The organism is Clostridium sp. JN-1, assembly GCF_003718715.1.
Classification (GTDB): Bacteria; Bacillota; Clostridia; order Clostridiales; family Clostridiaceae; genus Clostridium_AV.
This window is the reverse complement of record NZ_CP033465.1, coordinates 1573035-1592783: the sequence shown is the minus strand read 5'-3', so window position 1 is coordinate 1592783 and position 19749 is coordinate 1573035. Positions and strand designations below refer to the sequence as shown.

At 31.7% G+C, this 19749-nt stretch carries 16 protein-coding genes and 1 other annotated feature; of the genes, 13 read left to right on the top strand and 3 right to left on the bottom strand.

Going from position 1 to position 19749, the window contains the following annotated elements; all coding sequences use genetic code 11:
- Positions 1-12 precede the first annotated feature (12 nt).
- The 5 genes from EBB51_RS07520 to EBB51_RS07500 all read left to right on the top strand — a co-directional run bounded on the left by EBB51_RS07520 (position 13) and on the right by EBB51_RS07500 (position 6513).
- The gene (locus tag EBB51_RS07520) at positions 13-801 is read left to right on the top strand and encodes an electron transfer flavoprotein subunit beta/FixA family protein (protein WP_123053895.1); all 789 of its coding nucleotides are present in this window, start codon (positions 13-15) and stop codon (positions 799-801) included.
- A gap of 13 nt (positions 802-814) precedes the next feature.
- Positions 815-1816, top strand: coding sequence for an electron transfer flavoprotein subunit alpha/FixB family protein (locus EBB51_RS07515; protein WP_123053894.1), 1002 nt, complete (start codon positions 815-817; stop codon positions 1814-1816).
- 171 nt (positions 1817-1987) lie between these two features.
- Complete coding sequence (locus tag EBB51_RS07510; protein ID WP_123053893.1) at positions 1988-4015, top strand: thioredoxin domain-containing protein; 2028 nt, start codon at positions 1988-1990, stop codon at positions 4013-4015.
- 62 nt (positions 4016-4077) lie between these two features.
- Positions 4078-4291, top strand: a binding site (T-box leader).
- Positions 4292-4355: 64 nt separating this feature from the next.
- Positions 4356-6047 (top strand): arginine--tRNA ligase, encoded by a 1692-nt coding sequence (gene argS / locus EBB51_RS07505; protein WP_123053892.1) that lies wholly within the window; start codon positions 4356-4358, stop codon positions 6045-6047.
- Positions 6048-6135: 88 nt separating this feature from the next.
- Complete coding sequence (locus EBB51_RS07500) at positions 6136-6513, top strand: CBS domain-containing protein (protein ID WP_123053891.1); 378 nt, start codon at positions 6136-6138, stop codon at positions 6511-6513.
- Positions 6514-6605: 92 nt separating this feature from the next.
- Here the strand turns inward: EBB51_RS07500 and feoB are convergent, their stop codons facing one another.
- Together feoB and EBB51_RS07490 are read right to left on the bottom strand one after the other, a co-directional pair.
- A complete protein-coding gene (feoB, locus tag EBB51_RS07495; RefSeq protein ID WP_123053890.1) occupies positions 6606-8519 on the bottom strand; it encodes a ferrous iron transport protein B in 1914 nt (637 codons plus the stop codon).
- 23 nt (positions 8520-8542) lie between these two features.
- Entirely contained in the window at positions 8543-8770 is a 228-nt protein-coding gene (locus EBB51_RS07490; protein ID WP_123053889.1) for a ferrous iron transport protein A, read from the bottom strand.
- A gap of 206 nt (positions 8771-8976) precedes the next feature.
- On the opposite strand from EBB51_RS07490, the gene EBB51_RS07485 reads away from it, so the two are divergent.
- The 8 genes from EBB51_RS07485 to EBB51_RS07450 all read left to right on the top strand — a co-directional run bounded on the left by EBB51_RS07485 (position 8977) and on the right by EBB51_RS07450 (position 17966).
- Entirely contained in the window at positions 8977-9699 is a 723-nt protein-coding gene (locus EBB51_RS07485; RefSeq protein ID WP_123053888.1) for an HAD-IB family hydrolase, read from the top strand.
- 88 nt (positions 9700-9787) lie between these two features.
- Complete coding sequence (locus tag EBB51_RS07480) at positions 9788-10450, top strand: ribonuclease H-like domain-containing protein (protein WP_123053887.1); 663 nt, start codon at positions 9788-9790, stop codon at positions 10448-10450.
- A 54-nt stretch (positions 10451-10504) separates the two neighbouring features.
- A complete protein-coding gene (locus tag EBB51_RS07475; protein ID WP_123053886.1) occupies positions 10505-11200 on the top strand; it encodes a FadR/GntR family transcriptional regulator in 696 nt (231 codons plus the stop codon).
- A 433-nt stretch (positions 11201-11633) separates the two neighbouring features.
- The gene (locus tag EBB51_RS07470) at positions 11634-13163 is read left to right on the top strand and encodes an L-lactate permease (RefSeq protein ID WP_123053885.1); all 1530 of its coding nucleotides are present in this window, start codon (positions 11634-11636) and stop codon (positions 13161-13163) included.
- Positions 13164-13194: 31 nt separating this feature from the next.
- Positions 13195-14469, top strand: a complete 1275-nt coding sequence (gene larA / locus EBB51_RS07465; protein ID WP_123053884.1) for a nickel-dependent lactate racemase — start codon at positions 13195-13197, stop codon at positions 14467-14469.
- A 47-nt stretch (positions 14470-14516) separates the two neighbouring features.
- A complete protein-coding gene (locus EBB51_RS07460; RefSeq protein WP_123053883.1) occupies positions 14517-15305 on the top strand; it encodes an electron transfer flavoprotein subunit beta/FixA family protein in 789 nt (262 codons plus the stop codon).
- A gap of 13 nt (positions 15306-15318) precedes the next feature.
- A complete protein-coding gene (locus EBB51_RS07455) occupies positions 15319-16518 on the top strand; it encodes an electron transfer flavoprotein subunit alpha/FixB family protein (protein ID WP_123053882.1) in 1200 nt (399 codons plus the stop codon).
- 41 nt (positions 16519-16559) lie between these two features.
- The gene (locus EBB51_RS07450) at positions 16560-17966 is read left to right on the top strand and encodes an FAD-linked oxidase C-terminal domain-containing protein (RefSeq protein ID WP_123055013.1); all 1407 of its coding nucleotides are present in this window, start codon (positions 16560-16562) and stop codon (positions 17964-17966) included.
- 139 nt (positions 17967-18105) lie between these two features.
- Here the strand turns inward: EBB51_RS07450 and gltX are convergent, their stop codons facing one another.
- On the bottom strand, positions 18106-19566 hold the full coding sequence (gene gltX, locus EBB51_RS07445; protein ID WP_123053881.1) for a glutamate--tRNA ligase: 1461 nt from the start codon (positions 19564-19566) through the stop codon (positions 18106-18108).
- Positions 19567-19749 lie beyond the last annotated feature (183 nt).

Below are 19749 nucleotides of genomic sequence, written 5' to 3'. Positions count from 1 at the left end.
GGAGGAATGGCAATGAAAATAATCGTATGTATGAAACAAGTACCTAACACTAACGAAGTTAAAATTAACCCTAAAACTGGTACTCTCATTAGGGAAGGTATTCCAAGTATCATAAATCCTGATGATAAAAGTGCTCTTGAAGAAGCTATTAGAATTAAGGAACAGAAAGGCGGTACTGTTACCGTTTTGACTATGGGTCCTCCCCAAGCCGATTTTGCACTGCGCGAAGCCCTAGCCATGGGTGCAGATGAAGCTATACTGCTTTCGGATAGGATATTTGCTGGTGCAGATACCTGGGCTACATCACTGGCTTTGGCTAAGGCAATTCAAAAAATTGAAAATTTTGATCTTATATTTACTGGCCGCCAGGCCATTGATGGTGACACAGCTCAGGTCGGACCTGAAATAGCTGAACACTTAAATTTGCCTCAGGTTACCTATGTGAAGAAAGTCATATCTATTGATGATGATAAAGTAACTGTAGAAAGGGTCATGGAAGATGGGCATGAAGTAATTGAGTGTAAACTTCCTGCAGTTTTGACAGCTGTTAAAGAACTTAATGACCCGCGTTTTCCTACAGCTTGCGGCATTGTGGATGCTTTTGATGTTGATAAGATTGCTGTTTGGAATGGTGAATTCATAGGAGCTAATACTGAAGAAATGGGACTTAAGGGCTCTCCAACCAAGGTAAAAAGAACATTCACTCCGCCGATTAAAGGTGCAAGCAAGATATTGGGTGGTACCCCTAAAGAAGCTGTATCTTCTTTAATACAAGAACTCTGTGAGAAACATATATTATAAAGGAGGCAAGGACATGGCAGTTATTGTTGATAATAAGGGTGTATTGGTCTTTGCTGAGCAAAGAGAAGGTAAATTAATGAATATAGCCTTTGAACTTCTCGGCGAGGGTAAAAAGTTGGCTAATTCTTTAGGTGTAGAGCTTGGGGCTGTCTTAATTGGTGACAATGTTGCAGATAAAGCTAAGGAACTTATAGCCTATGGAGCAGATGTGGTTTATTTGGTAGAGGATTCTGCTCTAAAGAACTATCGAACTGAAACTTACACAGCTGTAATTGAAAATTTGGTTAAAACATATAAACCTGAAATTATACTCATTGGTGCCACTAATATTGGTAGGGACTTGGGACCTCGTGTAGCTGCTAGGATACACACCGGTTTGACTGCTGACTGTACTCAACTTAATATTGATCCTGAGACCAGACTTCTTATGCAAACTCGTCCTGCTTTTGGCGGCAATATAATGGCTACTATTATCTGTCCAAATAATCGCCCTCAAATGTCTACTGTTCGACCTGGGGTAATGAGGAAAGCTGATCCAAATAACAATCGTACTGGTAAAGTGGTTAAGGTTAAGTATGACACCACCACTCAAGTTCGTACAATTGTTAAAGAAGTTTTTCATGAAGCAAGTCATGCAGTAGACCTTGAAGAAGCTAAAGTTATTGTTGCAGGCGGCCGCGGTGTTGGCAGCACTGAAGGTTTTGAGCTTCTAAAGCAGCTAGCAGATAAACTAGGAGGAACACTTGGAGCTTCCCGCGGTGCTGTGGATGCAGGATGGATTTCTAGCAGCCATCAGGTTGGTCAAACAGGTAAGACTGTTCATCCAAAGATTTATATTGCCTGCGGTATTTCCGGAGCTATCCAGCATGTGGCTGGAATGCAAAGCTCTACCTGTATAATTGCAATCAATAAAAACCCTGGTGCTCCTATTTTCAAGGCAGCCGACTATGGTATTGTAGGAGACATTTATCAGATTGTTCCAATGATGATTGAAGCATTGAAAACTAATAAATAATAAAAAACTTTGTAGTTAATTACAAAGAGCGTGTAATTTTTTACTTACAAAGGTGGTGCTGCAAAACTAAGTAATTGGTTTTGCAGCACCATTTTTTTCATCTTTGAACATATATAAATAGAATTAAGGGTATTATATATATGTATATAAATTTTAAGAGAAGGTGAAATTATGAAGCTAACAAGCACACCAAATAGATTGATAAATGAAAAATCTCCTTATCTTTTGCAGCATGCTTATAATCCAGTAGATTGGTATCCATGGGGAGAAGAAGCTTTTAAGAAAGCAAAAGAAGAAGATAAACCTATATTTTTATCTATAGGTTACAGCACTTGCCACTGGTGTCATGTGATGGAAAAAGAGTCATTTGAAAGTGAAGAAGTGGCAGAGATTTTAAATGAAAGTTTTGTGTCAATTAAGGTGGATAGGGAAGAAAGACCTGATATAGATAGTATATATATGGCAGTGTGTCAAGGACTTACGGGAGGCGGTGGATGGCCTCTTACAATTATAATGACACCTGATCAAACCCCTTTTTTTGCAGCAACTTATATACCTAAAGATAATAGGAGGGGAATTCAAGGTCTTATAAGTACACTTGAAAATGTAAAAATAGGATGGAAAAGAAATAGAGAAAATTTGTTAAAGATGAGCCATAGTATAGTTAATATACTTAATGACAGAGGAGAAGGAAGGCAAGAAAAATTATCATATGATTTCATAAAAAACACATTTTCACATTTTAAATACAGTTTTGATAAATCATATGGGGGCTTTGTGACTTCACCTAAATTTCCAGCTCCACATAATTTAATGTTTCTTTTAATGTATTGGTACGCAGCTAAAGATGAAGATGCACTTAAAATGGTTGAAAAAACGCTGGATTCCATGTATAGAGGCGGTATATATGATCATGTAGGTTATGGGTTTAGTCGTTACTCAACTGATCGGAAATGGCTTGTACCTCATTTTGAAAAAATGTTATATGACAATGCACTGCTGTCAATAGTATATCTTGAAATGTACCAGATAGTTAAAGACGAAAAGTATGCCAAAATAGCTAATGAAATTTTTACATATATCTTAAGAGACATGACTTCTAAGGAAGGCGGATTTTATTCCGCTGAAGATGCAGATTCAGAAGGTGAAGAAGGCAAATTTTATATTTGGAGCAAGGATGAAGTAGAAAGAATACTAGGCAGTAAAAATAGTGAAAAATTTTGTGAGTTTTTTAATATAACTTCACATGGTAATTTTGAAGGTAAAAACATACTTAATTTAATTGACAATCCTCTATTTAAGCAAAAAGATGAGTTTATAGAATCGTGTTTAAATAAATTATTTGAATATAGAGAAAAAAGAGTTTGCCCATATAAAGATGACAAAATTTTAACATCGTGGAATGGACTTATGATTACAGCTATGGCAATTGGTGGAAGAGTACTCAAAAATGATAAATATGTTGATGCTGCAAAAAAAGCAGTAGATTTTATATTTGGCAACTTAACTAGGGATGATGGGCGTCTTTTAGCAAGGTATAGAGATGGTGATGCTGCACTTTTAGGATACGTAGATGATTATGCGTTTTTAATATGGGGATTAATTGAATTATATGAGACAACTTATGATGAATATTATTTAAAAAAGGCACTTGATATCAATAAGGATATGTTTAAATACTTTTGGGATAGTAAAAAAGGAGGTTTTTTTGTCTGCGGCAGTGACGGCGAAAGTCTCATTACAAGGCCAAAGGAAATATATGATGGTGCAATTCCATCAGGTAATTCAGCAGCAGCATTTAATTTGCTTAGGCTTTCACGTATGACATCAAATCCCGAATTTGAAGACAGAGCAGTTGAAATATTAAACGCTTTTTCAAATCAGTTCAAAGACTTTGGCATTGGACATTCTTTTTCTATGATTGCATTGTTATTTGAAATGACACCTACTAAGGAAATAATTATAGCATCTGGAGATGATTATAACTCTCAGCAAATGATTAATAGTATAAATAGAGAATTTAGACCATTTGTTGTTTCATTAGTACGTAATAAAAATAACAGTTTAGATGAGATAATTTCATCTGCTGAAAATTATACTGCAGTAGGAGGAAAATCAACAGCTTATGTTTGTGAAAATTTTGCATGTCAAAGTCCAGTCACGAATATTAGTGATTTTGAAAATTTAATTGGCAAATAATACGATTTATGTATTGACAAAAAAACGATAATAATAATATAATTTTATATAGCTTAATATATTAGTTTTCAATGAATAGGAGAGTACTCTTTATTATTCTTAAAAGAGAGCAGTAGATGGTGAAAGGCTGCAGGAATGTAAAGGGGAAAAGAGTCTAGGAGATTGCTTTAAAAAGTTCAATTTTGAACCGAAAGATAGTACGTTGATCGCGTTAAGATCATGAGTGGACTTAATTTTAGTCAATTAGAGTGGTACCGCGAATATCTCGTCTCTTTATTAAAAAGAGGCGAGTTTTTATGTAATTTGCAAATATATACAAATAAATATATGGAGGTTTTTTATGAATTATAAAAAGTTAATAGCAGAAAGAATAAAGGAGCATGTTGATTTAAATCTAAATGACATTGAAAAGTTAATTGAAATACCGCCAAAGTCAGATATGGGAGACTATGCATTCCCATGTTTTCAATTGGCAAAAGTTTTGAGAAAAGCTCCTAATATGATAGCCTTAGAACTTCAAGAAAAAATAAATAAAGATGGTTTTGAAAAAGTTACAACTGCTGGGCCATATTTAAACTTTTTTGCAGATAAGGCTGTATTCAATAAAAATACAATAGAAAAGATACTTAATGAAAAAGATAACTATGGTTCGTCAAAAATCGGTGAAGGCAAAAATATATGTGTTGAGTATTCATCACCTAACATAGCAAAGCCTTTCCACGTAGGACATTTGTTTAGTACTTCAATAGGTAATTCACTATACAAGATACTATCTTTTGAAGGCTACAGTTGTGTTAGAATAAATCATCTTGGTGATTGGGGGACTCAATTTGGTAAGCTCATATCAGCTTATAAAAGATGGTGTGATAAAGAAGCGCTGCAAAAAGAACCAATAAAAGAGCTGCTTAGGATATATGTAAAGTTTCATGAAGAGGCAGAAAAAGATCCAGCACTAGAAGATGAAGGAAGAATGTATTTTAAAAAGCTAGAAGATGGATGTAAGGAAGAAACTGAACTTTGGCAGGAATTTAAAAATTTGAGCCTTAAAGAATTTAAAAAGTTATATAAATTATTAAATGTAGAATTTGATTCATATGCTGGTGAAAGTTTTTACAGTGATAAAATGGATGCAATAATAGATGATATAGATAAAAAGGGATTACTTGTTGAAAGTAATGGTGCAAAAGTTGTAATGCTTGATGAGTACAATATGCCTCCATGCATAATAAAAAAATCAGATGGAGCAACAATATATGCTACTAGAGATTTAGCAGCTGCTACTTATAGAAAAAATACTTATGATTTTTACAAGAGCATATATGTTGTTGGAATGGATCAATCTCTGCATTTCAGGCAAGTATTTACGACTTTAAAACTAATGGGAAATAAATGGGCTGATGATTGTATACATGTTGGATTTGGGCTTGTTAGATTTGCAGATAAAAAGCTCTCAACAAGAAAAGGTGATGTCATATTCCTTGATGATTTATTAAATGAATCTACAGAAAAAACTTTAGAAATAATAAATGAAAAAAATCCAAATTTAGAAAACAAAGAAGAAGTAGCTAAGAAGATTGGAATAGGAGCTGTTATATTTACATATTTGAAAAATAATAGGGAAAAAGACATTGTATTTAATTGGAAGGATATGTTAAGCTTTGACGGTGAGACTGGTCCATATGTTCAATATAGTTATGCAAGAGGAAAGAGTATTTTAAGAAAAGTAGGCGGCGCAAAAGCAGATGCTGATTACGGTAAGTTGAATTCAAAAGAAGAGTTTGAACTCGTAAAGACTCTAGAAGGATTTAATAAGTCCATAATGAATGCTATAAATAAATTAGAACCTTATATAGTAACAAGATATGTGATAGAAGCAGCTAAGGCTTTTAATAAATTTTATAATTCACACAGTATAATAAATGAAGAAGATGAAGGACTGAAAGCTGCAAGGGTTAAGCTAGTTAAAAGTACATGTCAAGTTTTGAAAAATGGACTTGGTTTACTTGGAATAGAAGTTGTAGAAAAAATGTAAGATAACTATTTATATGAAAATCTGCGCAGATGACAATATTTAGACTTTTTTTATAATTTGTTATATAATTGTATGGGGGTGTTACTTTATGATTTCAGATATAATGCTTTGCGATGTAATAAAACTTAAACCTGAGGAAGATTTAAAAAAAGCTCTGTCCATTATGGACAGTAATAAAATAAATGGTGCTCCTGTAGTTGGTGAAAATGATAAATTAGTTGGTATGCTTGTTAAAGCAGATATATATAGGTTTTTAATGGAAGATGGTCATTATGATACTTGTCCTGTTGACTGGGTTATGACTAAGAATGTTATAACTGCTTCTAAGTCTGAAACAATAGATTCAGTTGCTCAGAAGTTGATAGATAATGAGATAGTTGCAATTCCTGTAGTTGATGGTGATTTAGTTGTAGGATTAGCTTCTATTGAAGAAGTGTTGAAACATTATGTAAGTAAAAACATTTAATGTAAATTATTTTAGAGTAATAATTGCATCAAGTACTTTTATTAATTTAGAACATAAAATTATAAAAAGTAAGCTTGCTAAAAATAACAAGCTTACTTTTTATAATTTTCACAATGATTAGAACAGCACTCACAATTGCATTTACCAGATGCCTGCTTTTTTAGGTTTTTATAAAGTATATAAACTGCTAGTGCTGCTAAAATAATAGTAATAGATATCTCTAACATATATATCACACCTTTGTAATTAAATATTTTGATTAAATTAAAAACTATAAATGATACAATCCAAGCTAGACAAGATTGATATACTATAGAGGCTAATGCCATATTCTTTCCATATTCTTTTTTCATTGTGGCAATTGCAGAAATACAAGGAGGATAAAGCAGAACAAATACCAAGAAGGAGTATGCTGAAGCTGGTGTAAAATGACTTAATAATGATGCTTTTAAACTTCCTGCATAGAGTACTCCCATAGTACCAATTACTACTTCCTTTGCCATAAGTCCTGTAAGTAATGAAACTGAATTTTGCCATGAACCAAATCCTAAAGGTACAAATATAACATTTATAGCTCTTCCTATATAGGATAAAATACTATTATTTATGTCAGTCATTCCGCCAAAGTTAAAGTTGGATAAAAACCATACTATTATTGATATTGAAAATATTATAGTTCCTGCTTTCTTTAAGAATCCTTTGCCTTTATCCCAAGTATGTAAAATTAAGTTTTTGAATTCTGGCATTTTATATTCTGGAAGTTCTATAATAAATGGTTCTTCATCCTTTTTAAATATAGTATTTTTAAATAATATACCTATTATAAATGACATAATAATTCCTAATAAATACAATGAAAATATGATAGTAGTTGCATTGCTGTGAAAAAATATTGATGTAAACATAGCATATACAGGTAATTTTGCATTACATGACATAAGCGGTACAAGTAAAGCTGTAAGTTTCCTATCTTTTTCACTTTCTAGAGTCTTAGCAGACATTATTGCAGGTACAGAGCAGCCAAAACCTATTATAAGTGGAATAAATGCCTTACCAGATAAACCTAACTTTCTCATTAGTTTATCCATTATAAATGCTGTTCTTGCCATATAGCCGCTGTCCTCAAGAAATGATATACCTAGGAATAACGACATAATTACTGGTAAAAATACTATAACTGAACCTACGCCTCCTACGATACCATTTATTAGTAAGGATTTAAACCATGGACTTGAAGTTGATAAGAACTTTTGGAGCAGTGGAATCAAGTCAAAATCTATTAAGTTACGAAGCAAATCAGACAATGGCTGTCCTACCCAACTAAATGTAAATTTAAATATAATAAATAGTATTCCAAAAAATATTGGATAGGCTAAAAATTTATTTAAAACTATTTTATCTATTTTTTCACTTTTAAAGGCTGCTTTCTCTGAGTCTACACTAACTGCTTTTGATAAAACTGTATTAATATATGAATAAGTTTCTTTTTCGTCGTGAAATTGATATTCATTATCACAATTATATGATGAAAAATTGCCTTCTAAAAGGATACTTCTGAGCTTGTCAATGCCTATGCCTTTTGAGGCTACAATGGGTAAAACCTTAATATTTAATTCTTGTGATAAAACTGATAAATCTATATTTATACCTTTTGCTTTTGCTGTATCAATCATGTTTAACACTAAAATTATTGGCTTATTAAATTGTTTTAGCTGTAAAGTAAGATACAAATTTCTATCCAAACTTGAAGCATCAACTATGTTTATTATTACATCAGGATTACCTGTAAGTAGAAATTCTTTTGATACTTTTTCTTCATTTGAATAAGTATCCATAGCATATATTCCAGGTAAGTCTACAATTTTTACTTGGTCATTAAGATAACCCTCTTTTCTATCTACAGTTACTCCGGCCCAGTTTCCAACATATTGATTTGAACCAGTAAGAAGATTGAAAAGTGAAGTCTTTCCTACATTAGGATTTCCTAATAAAGCTGCTGTGATCATAATTATTCTCCTTTTATGAAAGTTTATAATACATTTTTAATAAAAATATTTTCTGCATCTTTTTTCCTAATAGCTAAATTGAAACCTCTTAAACTTATAATTATAGGATCACCTAAAGGAGCAGATGTTTTTAATGATACCTCAGTACCTTCTGTACATCCTAGTGCTAAAAGTCTTTTTACTAATTTTTTATCTCCAGATAAGTTGTCTATAAGAGCTCTTTGACCAATCTTTAAATCGCAAATGCTCATTAATATCACCTCACAATGAAAATCATTATCATTTACTATATATTAATAATACTATCTTATAGCAAAAGTGTCAATAAAATTATCAAAGTTTTTTTGGATGTAATAGTAATTTAATTTCATGATATAATTAACTTAAGTTAATAATAAAATATAATCTTAAATATGATAATATTTGATAATATAAAGATAGATGAGGAGGACAAATATTGAATAAAGCTGCGTTTTTTGACATTGATGGTACGCTGTATCGTGAAGGACTAATTACTGAAGTATTTAAAAAACTAGTTAAGTATGAAATAATTCCACCAGAGAGATGGTATAAGGAAGTAAAACCTGAATATGAGAAATGGGATAAACGTCAGGGAAATTATGATAACTATTTATTGAAAATGGCTGACATATATATTGAAGCAATAAAAGGATTACATAGATACCAAGTGGAGTTTATAGCTAAAAATGTTATAACACAAAAAGGTGACAGGGTTTATACTTATACAAGAGATAGAATAAAGTGGCATAAGGAAAATGGATATAAAATAATAACAGTATCAGGAAGTCCAGTTGAACTTGTCAGAGAAATGTCTTTAAAGTATGGATTCGATGATTACAAAGGGGCAGTATATACTTTAAAAAACGATATATATACAGGTGAAGTTATACCAATGTGGGATAGTGAAAGTAAAAAAAATGCTATTTATGAACTAACCCAAAAATATGATATAGATCTTAAAGAAAGTTATGCTTATGGTGATACTGCAGGAGATTTTTCTATGTTTAAGATGGTGGAAAATCCAATCTGTGTTAATCCGACTAAAGAAATTTTAAAAAAAGTTATGGAAGATAAAGAGATTAGAAATAAGATAAAGATAATTGTAGAAAGGAAAGATGTGATTTATAATTTGACTCCTGAATGTATAAACGATATATAAACTTATGTTGTGTATTTCTTATATTAATTTAAAAGTGATATAATAATGTTATGAATGGTGTATAGTTTGTGGAAAAGAGTGATAGAGAGTGATAGAAAAGCATACTAACTTGAATATATGTGATATATCTCAAGAAAATTCATTGATTATTGATGGAAAAGGTGATTTATTCAAAGATGCAATATTTTTTGATTTAGAACATTATATATATAAAAAACCAATATGTATAGGAGTTTTTGGATGTTGTTATCTGGATAATAAGGATAGCAAGCTTAAAGTAACCCAGTATATGATAGAAAATAAAAAGGATGCTAAAGATATAGTTTTTATGGCTAAAGAGTATTTTGAGGAAGTTTCTAAAAATCATAAAAAGAAATATATAGTAACTTTTTCTGGAAATAATGATTTTACTGTAATTGACTATTTATTTAAACAAAATAATATAGAGTTTGACTTTGAACAATATTTTAAGCATATAGATATACAAAAAGAGTATGAAGGTGAAAAAAATATATGTATAGGACTAAAGGCTCTAGAAAGGGAATTTAATATAGTTCGTGATACAGAAGTCATAAGTGGATCCAACTTGGCAAAGACATTTAGTAAAATAGTAAAGGATAGTACATATATAGATAGGATGCCTTATGAAAAAAAAGATAAGATATTACTGTATAATCAGCAGGATGTAGTGAGTTTGTTTTATATATTTATACAATGGAATTCCGTTATGAAAAAGGACGAGGTTATGTAAATTGGTTATTTTATAAGCAGCATATAGAAAATGCATAAAAAGGAGTTTGATTTAATGTTTAGCCCAATAAAAAGTACTAAAGTCTACGAACAAGTAATAGAACAAGTTAAAAATATGATTATAGATGGAACATTAAAAAAAGGGGATAAACTTCCATCTGAAAGGGAATTAGCTGAACACCTGCAAGTGAGTAGAACTTCCATAAGGGAGGCATTAAGAGCACTTCAAGTAATAGGACTAGTTGAGTGTAGGCAAGGTGAAGGTAATTTTATAAAGCAGAGCTTTGAAAATAATTTATTTGAGCCATTATCTATAATGTTTATGCTTCAAAAAAGTGATACAAGCGAAATAATAGAGCTTAGAAAGATTATAGAAATTGAGACAGCATCGATAGCAGCAAAAAAAGTGAATGAAGAAGAACTAAATAATATGAAATTTTTAATAGATGTCTTAAAAGATTCTGAAAATGAAGAAGAGAGGGTTAAAGCAGATAAAAAATTTCATTATACTATAGCACATGCTTCTAAAAACTTTTTAATAGTTAGTATATTAAATGCTGTATCATCATTAATAGATTCCTTTATAAAGGATGCTAGAAGAAAAATACTTGCAGATAAGGAAAATGTTGATGTACTTGTAAAGCAGCATAAAGATATATATATGGCTTTAAAGGAAAAAGACCCTGTAAAAGCATCACAGGCCATGGAAAAACACTTGGATTTTGCAGGTAAATATATGATGGAAGATTAAATGAGATTTATTTTATTATATAGTCAGTAATTTTTTTTATACAATATTAAAAATTACTGACCTTTATATTTTGACAAATATAAAGAATAATTAATAACAATGCTGGAATTTTTTGAAATTATATGTTATAATAAATGCAACAACTGGTCATACCATATTACCAGTGGAATATTTTAAAATTTAACCTATCTGAGTTTTGTGTTAAAAAAGTAACCAAATATCTAAATATAATAAAAGGTAAAGTAATAAATAAAATAATTTTAATGAAAAGGTTTTCGCTGTAAGCGCCGCTGTATAAATGTTCTTTATATATTTTATGAATTATAGAAGTTGTTAAAATAATAATTATTATAGAAATATTGAAGGAACTATGATAACATAAAATCATAAATTGGTCATACCACTATATGTATGATAATTAGGGGGAGTGTTTATGAATAATACGTATTTACTTTTCTTTATTGCACTTATACCAATTGTATGGTTAATGGTTTCTTTAGGCGTACTCAAAATAGCGGGACATAAAACGTGTCCGGCAGCACTTGTTATCACAATAATCTTAGCTATTGCAGTATGGAAAATGCCTTTAGGACAAGCAATAACAGCATCGCTTGAAGGTGCAGCGATGGCAATTTGGCCGATAATGCTTGTAATCGTTGCCGCGGTATTTACTTATAATCTCTCAATTCATACTAAGAGTATGGATGTCATTAAGAAGATGATGACTGGTATTACAACAGACCAGAGAATACTAGTTCTCATACTTGCATGGGGGTTTGGAGGATTTCTTGAGGCTATTGCAGGATTTGGAACAGCTGTAGCAATACCTGCTAGTATAATGGCTGGACTTGGATTTGATCCTATATTTGCTGCAATCATATGCTTGATAGCAAATACAACTCCTACAGCATTTGGAGCTATAGGACTTCCAGTTTCAACACTTGCTAAAGTTACAGGGATAAATGTAACTACATTAAGTTATGCAGTAGGATTACAATTGGCAGTTTTGATAGTTATTGTTCCAATAATCCTAGTTATGCTTACTGGAAAAAGTGTAAAATCGATAAAAGGTGTATTTGGAATATCACTTGCATCTGGACTTTCTTTTGCAATACCTGAAGTTTTAGCAGCTAAATATATGGGAGCAGAACTTCCAGCAATACTTGGTTCAGTTATTTGTTTAGCAGTTACTATATTTATGGCAAAAGTATTTTATAAGGATACAGCAGCTAAGGATGCAGAAAAAATACCATTTAATAAGCTGTTCTTGGCATGGATTCCTTTTATATTAGTGTTTGTATTTATAATATGTACAAGTTCATTATTCCCAGTTATAAACAGCAGTCTTGCTAAAATACAAACCTCAGTTCAAATTTACACAGGAAAAGGTGCAAAGCCTATATCATTTGCTTGGATTGGCAACCCTGGTACGCTTATTATAATAGCAGCGTTTATTGGAGGATTAATTCAAGGTGCAAAATTCAAAGAAATAGCGTTGGTACTTTTAAATACTATAAAACAGATGAGTAAATCTGCAATTACAATACTTTCAATAGTAGCACTTGCTAAGGTTATGGGATATGCAGGAATGATAAAAGCTATAGCAGTTGTATTAGTTGCAATAACTGGACATTTTTATCCTATAATAGCGCCTATAATAGGTGCACTTGGAACATTTGTAACAGGTAGTGATACTTCTGCAAATATACTCTTTGGAGGACTTCAAGTTGAGGCTGCTAAATCACTTGGATTAAATCCATATTGGCTTGCAGCAGCTAACACTTGTGGAGCAACAGCAGGAAAGATGATCTCACCTCAAAGTATAGCTGTAGCAACAGCGGCAACTGGACTTGCTGGAGCGGAAGGTAAAATATTAAATGCTACATTAAAATTTTGCATAGTGTATGTAATCGTTTTAGGATTAATAGCTTATTTTGTAGGACCAATGTTTGGATTTATTTAGATTTGTAACTTTAAGAAAGGGGAATTTGATTATGGCTAAAATAGGTTTACCTTATAATAAAAGAACAATTGAAGTTGAAATAGATGATAAAAACTTAGCAGGAGTTTTGTCATCAAAAGCAGAAGATTACAAGCCCCAGTTTGGGGAGTCAGAAATAGTTGAGAGGGCACTTGACAATCCAATTGCTTCACCTAAGCTGGAAGAGTTAGTAAAGAATAAAAAGGATATGGTTATAATAACCAGCGACCATACGAGGCCTGTACCAAGTAAAATAATAACACCAATACTTTTGAAAAGGATAAGAAAGGTCAATCCAGACATTAATATAAAGATACTAATTGCAACGGGATTTCACAGACTTACAACTAAAGAGGAGCTCATAGATAAATTTGGTAAGGAAATAGTTGAAAAAGAAGATATAGTAGTACACGATTCCAGGGATGAAAAGAATCTTGTTAAAATTGGAACACTTCCTTCTGGTGGTGATCTTATAATAAACAAAATTGCTGCGGAAACTGAACTTTTAATTGCAGAGGGTTTTATAGAATCTCACTTTTTCGCAGGATTTTCAGGGGGAAGAAAGAGTGTTTTACCTGGAATAGCTTCAGCAAAAACTATAATGGCAAACCATTGTTCTGAATTCATAGCGAGTCCTTACGCAAGGACAGGCAAGCTTAATAGTAATCCTATACACAAAGACATGTTGTATGCTGCAGAGAAAGCAAAGCTTGCATTTATAATAAATGTAGTCATAGATGGAGATAAGAAGATAATAAATGCTTTTGCGGGAGACAGTAAAATTGCCCATGAAGAGGGATGCAAATTTGTAATGGATTTATCTAAAGTAGATAAAGTTCAGGCTGATATTGCTATTTCAACAAATGGGGGATATCCACTAGACCAAAATATATATCAATCAGTTAAAGGTATGACTGCAGCTGAAGCCACTTGTAAAGAAGGCGGTGTAATAATAATGGTAGCTGCCTGCAATGATGGTCACGGTGGAGAAGGATTTTATAATAGTTTGGTAAGTGTAAATTCTCCACAAGAGTTTTTGGACAAAGTCTCAAAAGTGCCTAGGGGAGAAACAGCACCTGATCAGTGGGAATCTCAAATACTTGCCAGAATATTAAGTACACGTACTGTAATAATGGTTACAGACATGTGTGATCCCCAAATGATAAAAAACATTCATATGCAGCATGCTTCAACTGTTTCTGAAGCATTAACTAAAGCCTATGCCATTATGGGAAAGGATGCAAAGGTAGCCGTTATTCCTGATGGAGTTTCAGTTATCGTAAGCTAATTCATTTAAAATATTTAAATTCATATAAAAATTTGGAGGTAGCATAAATGGAGATATTAGTATGTATAAAACAGGTACCAGGAACTTCAAAGGTTGAAGTAGATCCTGTTACAGGGGTTTTAAAGAGAGATGGAATAGATTCTAAAATGAATCCATATGATTTATTTGCACTTGAAACAGCTTTTAAAATCAAAGAGAAAAAGGGTGCTGAAGTCAAGGTTATAACTATGGGACCGCCTCAGGCTGCTGAAATAGTAAAAGAAGCGTATATGATGGGTGCTGATGATGGTGGATTACTTTCAGATAGAAAATTTGCTGGAGCTGATGTGCTTGCAACATCATATACAATTTCTCAGGGAGTTAAGATGATTGGTAATCCGGATCTTATAATATGCGGTAAACAAACTACTGATGGTGATACGGCACAGGTAGGACCAGAAATGGCTGAATATCTTGGAATACCACATGTTGCAAATGTTATGGAAATAAAAGAATTAAAAGAAAACTCAATTGTAGTTGTTATGGATATGGCAGAGACAGTTGAAGTACAAGAAATAAAGTATCCTTGTCTAATAACTGTTGAAAAGGATATATTTACTCCAAGGCTTCCATCTTATAAGCGTAAAATAACAACTCAAGACAAGGAAATTAAAGCTTTTTCACTTAAAGACTTTGAAGATAAAGATGAAAATAATTATGGTTTAAATGGTTCAGCTACTCAAGTTGAAAAGATATTCCCTCCTGAAGCCAATAATGATAAAGAAGTTTGGAAGGGATCATCTAAGGAATTAGCAGATAAAGTTGTAAACAAACTTAAAGAATTGAAATTTGTGTAGGAGGTAATCGAATATGGGTAAGCTATTGATACATCAAGAAAAATTGACAAAAGAATATATAAAACAATTGGTTGATATCTGTCCATTTGGGGCTATGGAAGAAAGAAACGGCAAACTTGAAACAAATGCAGGATGTAAAATGTGTAAATTATGTGTTAAAAAAGGTCCTTCAGGAGTTGTGGAGTTTGTAGAAGGTGAGAAGAAAAGCATTGATAAGAGTAAATGGGTAGGTGTAACAGTATATGTCGACCATGTAGAGGGGAAAATACACCCTGTAACTTTTGAGTTGATTGGAAAGGCAAAAGAATTGGCTAAAAAAATAAATCATCCAGTATATGCACTATTTATAGGAAATAATATAAAGGATAAGGCTGAAGAACTTTTACACTATGGTGTAGATGAAGTATTTGTATATAGTGATAAAGAGTTAGAGGAGTTTAGAATAGAACCTTATACTGCAGTTTTTGAAGATTTTATTAACAAAGTTAAACCATCTTCAATTTTAGTTGGTGCAACTACTATTGGAAGATCACTTGCACCTAGGGTAGCTGCAAGATTTAAAACAGGACTAACAGCAGATTGTACTATACTTGATATGAAGGAAAATACTGACTTAGTTCAGATAAGACCGGCATTTGGCGGAAATATTATGGCAAGGATAGTTACACCAAATAACAGACCTCAATTTTGTACTGTAAGATATAAAATATTTTCTGCACCTGAAAGAAACGGTGAAACAAGTGGAAAAGTTACTTTATGTAATATAGGTAAAGAAAAATTAAATTCAAATATAAAAGTTCTTGAAATTACAAAAAAGAAGAAGGAAGTTAGTATTTCAGATGCTGAAGTTATAGTATCTGTAGGAAGAGGATTAAAATCTGAAAAAGATATGGAAATGGTACGTGAGCTTGCAGATTTACTTGGAGCACAAATTGCAGGCACAAGACCTATGATTGAAGCTGGCTGGATAGATCCAAAGAGACAAATAGGTTTGTCTGGAAGAACTGTTAAACCAAAGATAATAATCAATCTTGGAATTTCTGGTGCTGTTCAATATGCAGCTGGAATGAATGGTTCTGATTGTATAATCTCAATAAATAAAGATGAAAATGCTTCAATATTCAATGTTTCACATTATGCTGTGGTTGGAGATATATACGAAATAGTGCCAATGATGATTGAAAATATAAAGTCTGGTAAAAACATTTTGTAATTAAATTTTTATTGTATTAGGGGGTAAAAAAAATGGCTTGCATGTGCGATGTAAAGTATAAAAAGATAGATGCAAATGATATAGATTATTTGACTTCAATAGTAGGTAAAGAAAGAGCTTTTACAGGACAAGATATAAGTGAGGATTTTAGCCATGACGAATTAGGTGGAGTAAACAAAATGCCTGATATTGTTCTAGAAGTTTTGTCAGCGGAAGAAGTTTCTAAGATAATGAAGTATGCTTATGAAAATAATATACCGGTAGTTGCCAGAGGCTCAGGAACAGGATTGGTTGGTGCGTCTGTTCCAATATATGGTGGAATAATGATAAACTTATGCAAAATGAATAGAATATTAGAAATTGACGAAGAAAACTTAACTTTAACATTAGAACCAGGTGTACTTTTAATGGAAATAGGAAAGTTTGTAGAAGAACATGATTTATTTTATCCGCCAGATCCAGGCGAAAAATCAGCAACAATAGGTGGAAACATAAGTACTAATGCTGGCGGTATGAGAGCTGTAAAATATGGTGTTACAAGGGATTATATAAGAGGACTTGAAGTAGTTTTATCTGATGGAAGTATATTAGAATTGGGTGGAAAGACAGTTAAAAGTAGTTCTGGATACAGCTTAAAAGATTTAATTTGTGGTTCAGAAGGAACATTGGGAATTGTTACAAAGGCAATATTAAAATTACTGCCGCTGCCAAAGAAATCAATAAGTCTTTTAATACCATTTGAAAATCTTGATAAAGCTATTGAAACTGTACCTAAGATTATAAAATCAAAATCAATACCAACATCCATAGAATTTATGGAAAGAGATGTTATACTTGCAGCAGAGGAATTTTTAGGCAAAAAGTTTCCTGATAACTCAGCTGATGCATATTTACTTCTTACATTTGATGGCAATAGTAAAGAAGATATAGAAAAGGATTATGAAAGTGTTGCTAAAATTTGTCTTGAAGGAGGCGCTGTTGATATACTCATAGCTGATACTGATGAAAGAAAAGAAGGTATTTGGTCAGCTAGAGGTGCATTCCTTGAAGCTGTAAAAGCATCTACAACTGAAATAGATGAATGTGATGTATGTGTACCTAGAAATGATGTTGCTAAATTTATAAACTACACTTATGAATTGCAGGACAAGTTTAAAGTAAGAATTAAAAATTTTGGCCATGCTGGGGATGGAAATTTACACATTTACGTTCTAAGAGATCAACTTTCAAAAAAAGAGTGGAATAAAAAATTATCTGAAGTATTTAATTGTATGTATAAAAAATCTATAGAACTAGGTGGAAAAGTATCTGGAGAACATGGAATAGGATATGCTAAAAAATCATATTTATTTGAATCTATAGGTGAAAATCAAAAAGAACTTATGAATAGGATAAAGCTTGCATTTGATCCTAAGAATATATTGAATCCAGGAAAGGTATGTGAATAAAGTATAATTATAATTAGATAGGCGGCAATTTTATTTTATTATGGGAAGTAAAATTGATAAATATTTAGAAAAGAGTAATATATAAAGTCAAATAACCCCTAATGATATCTATAACATTAGGGGTTATTTTAATATAATTTTATTGAGCTGATCTTAATTTTTTTATTCCAATTTTTATTCTATTTAAAGTTTCTTCTTTTCCAAGTATTTCAGCTATTTCAAAAGCTCCCCCTGGGGATACTTTTTCACCTGATACAGCAGTTCGTACAGGCCATAAAACTATTCCATTTTTGACACCAAGCTCTGCAACTAACTCCATACAAGCACTTTCTATATTTTTAAATGACCAGTCCTTAATAGCCTCAAATTTTGGAAGTATTTTTTCAAGACTTTCTAGTGAATTTTCAAATTTTGTCTTCATCTTTTTATGAACGTATAAGTCAGCTGAGTATTCAGGCAGCTTTTCAAAGAAAGCTGCAATTTCAGGTATTTCACTTAATACTTCAACTCTTGTGTGAAGTAATTCACTTATCTTTAAAAAGTCAAGATCCTTTTTTATAACTTGTTTATAGTATGGGATTGCAAGTTCATTAAATTCTTCAAGGGATAACTTTTTTATATATTCTCCATTCATCCACTTTAATTTTACATTGTCAAATATAGCAGGTGACTTATTTATGTTTTTGTAATTAAATATTTCAACTAATTCATCCAAATTAAATATTTCTTTTTCAGTTCCAGGATTCCATCCAAGCAAAGCTATGTAATTTAATATTGCATCTTTTAAGTAACCTTTTTTCATAAGATCTTCAAAAGAAGCATCTCCATTTCGCTTACTCAATTTATGATGTGTATCCTTCATTATTGGAGGACAGTGAACATATACTGGAATGTCCCAACCAAAAGCATTATATAGTCTGTTGTATTTTGGTGCTGATGAAAGATATTCGCTTCCTCGAACAACATGAGTTATACCCATTAAGTGATCGTCTACAACATTTGCAAAATTATATGTAGGGAATCCATCTGATTTTATGAGTATCATATCATCTAATTCAGAATTGTCTACTGTTATATCTCCATAAATCTCATCTTTAAAAGTTGTAGTTCCAGTTTCAGGATTATTTTGCCTTATTACACATGGAATTCCAGAAGCTAATTTTTCTTCAACTTCTTCTTTTGATAAACTTAAACAATGTTTATCATATTTATAAACTTTATCAGATGATTCAGATTCACTCTTTAGTTCATCCAATCTTTCTTTAGAACAAAAACAATAATAAGCTTCTCCCTTTTCTATAAGCTTTTTTGCATATTCAAGGTATATTCCCTTTGCATTTCTTTCACTTTGAACATAAGGACCTACTGGACCTCCTATATCAGGACCTTCATCGTGTTTAAGTCCAGTAATCTTTAAAGTATCATAAATAAGATCCAAAGCATCCTTTACAAATCTACCTTGGTCTGTATCTTCAATTCTAAGTATAAAGTCACCATCATTATGTTTTGCTATTAAATAAGTGTATAAAGCTGTTCTCAAATTTCCAACATGCATATATCCAGTTGGACTTGGTGCAAATCTAGTTCTAACTTTAGTCATATTGTTCACCCCTATTGTTTTAAAATAAAAACCTCTCATCTATTGATGAAAGGTATAAATACAAAATTATATTCCTATTAAATAATATAATAATGGGTAATCTATGTCAAGGCAAATCTGAATATTTTCCCATGAATTCAATATGTTTATGTATGCTATTGAAAATTAAAGATATACGATGAA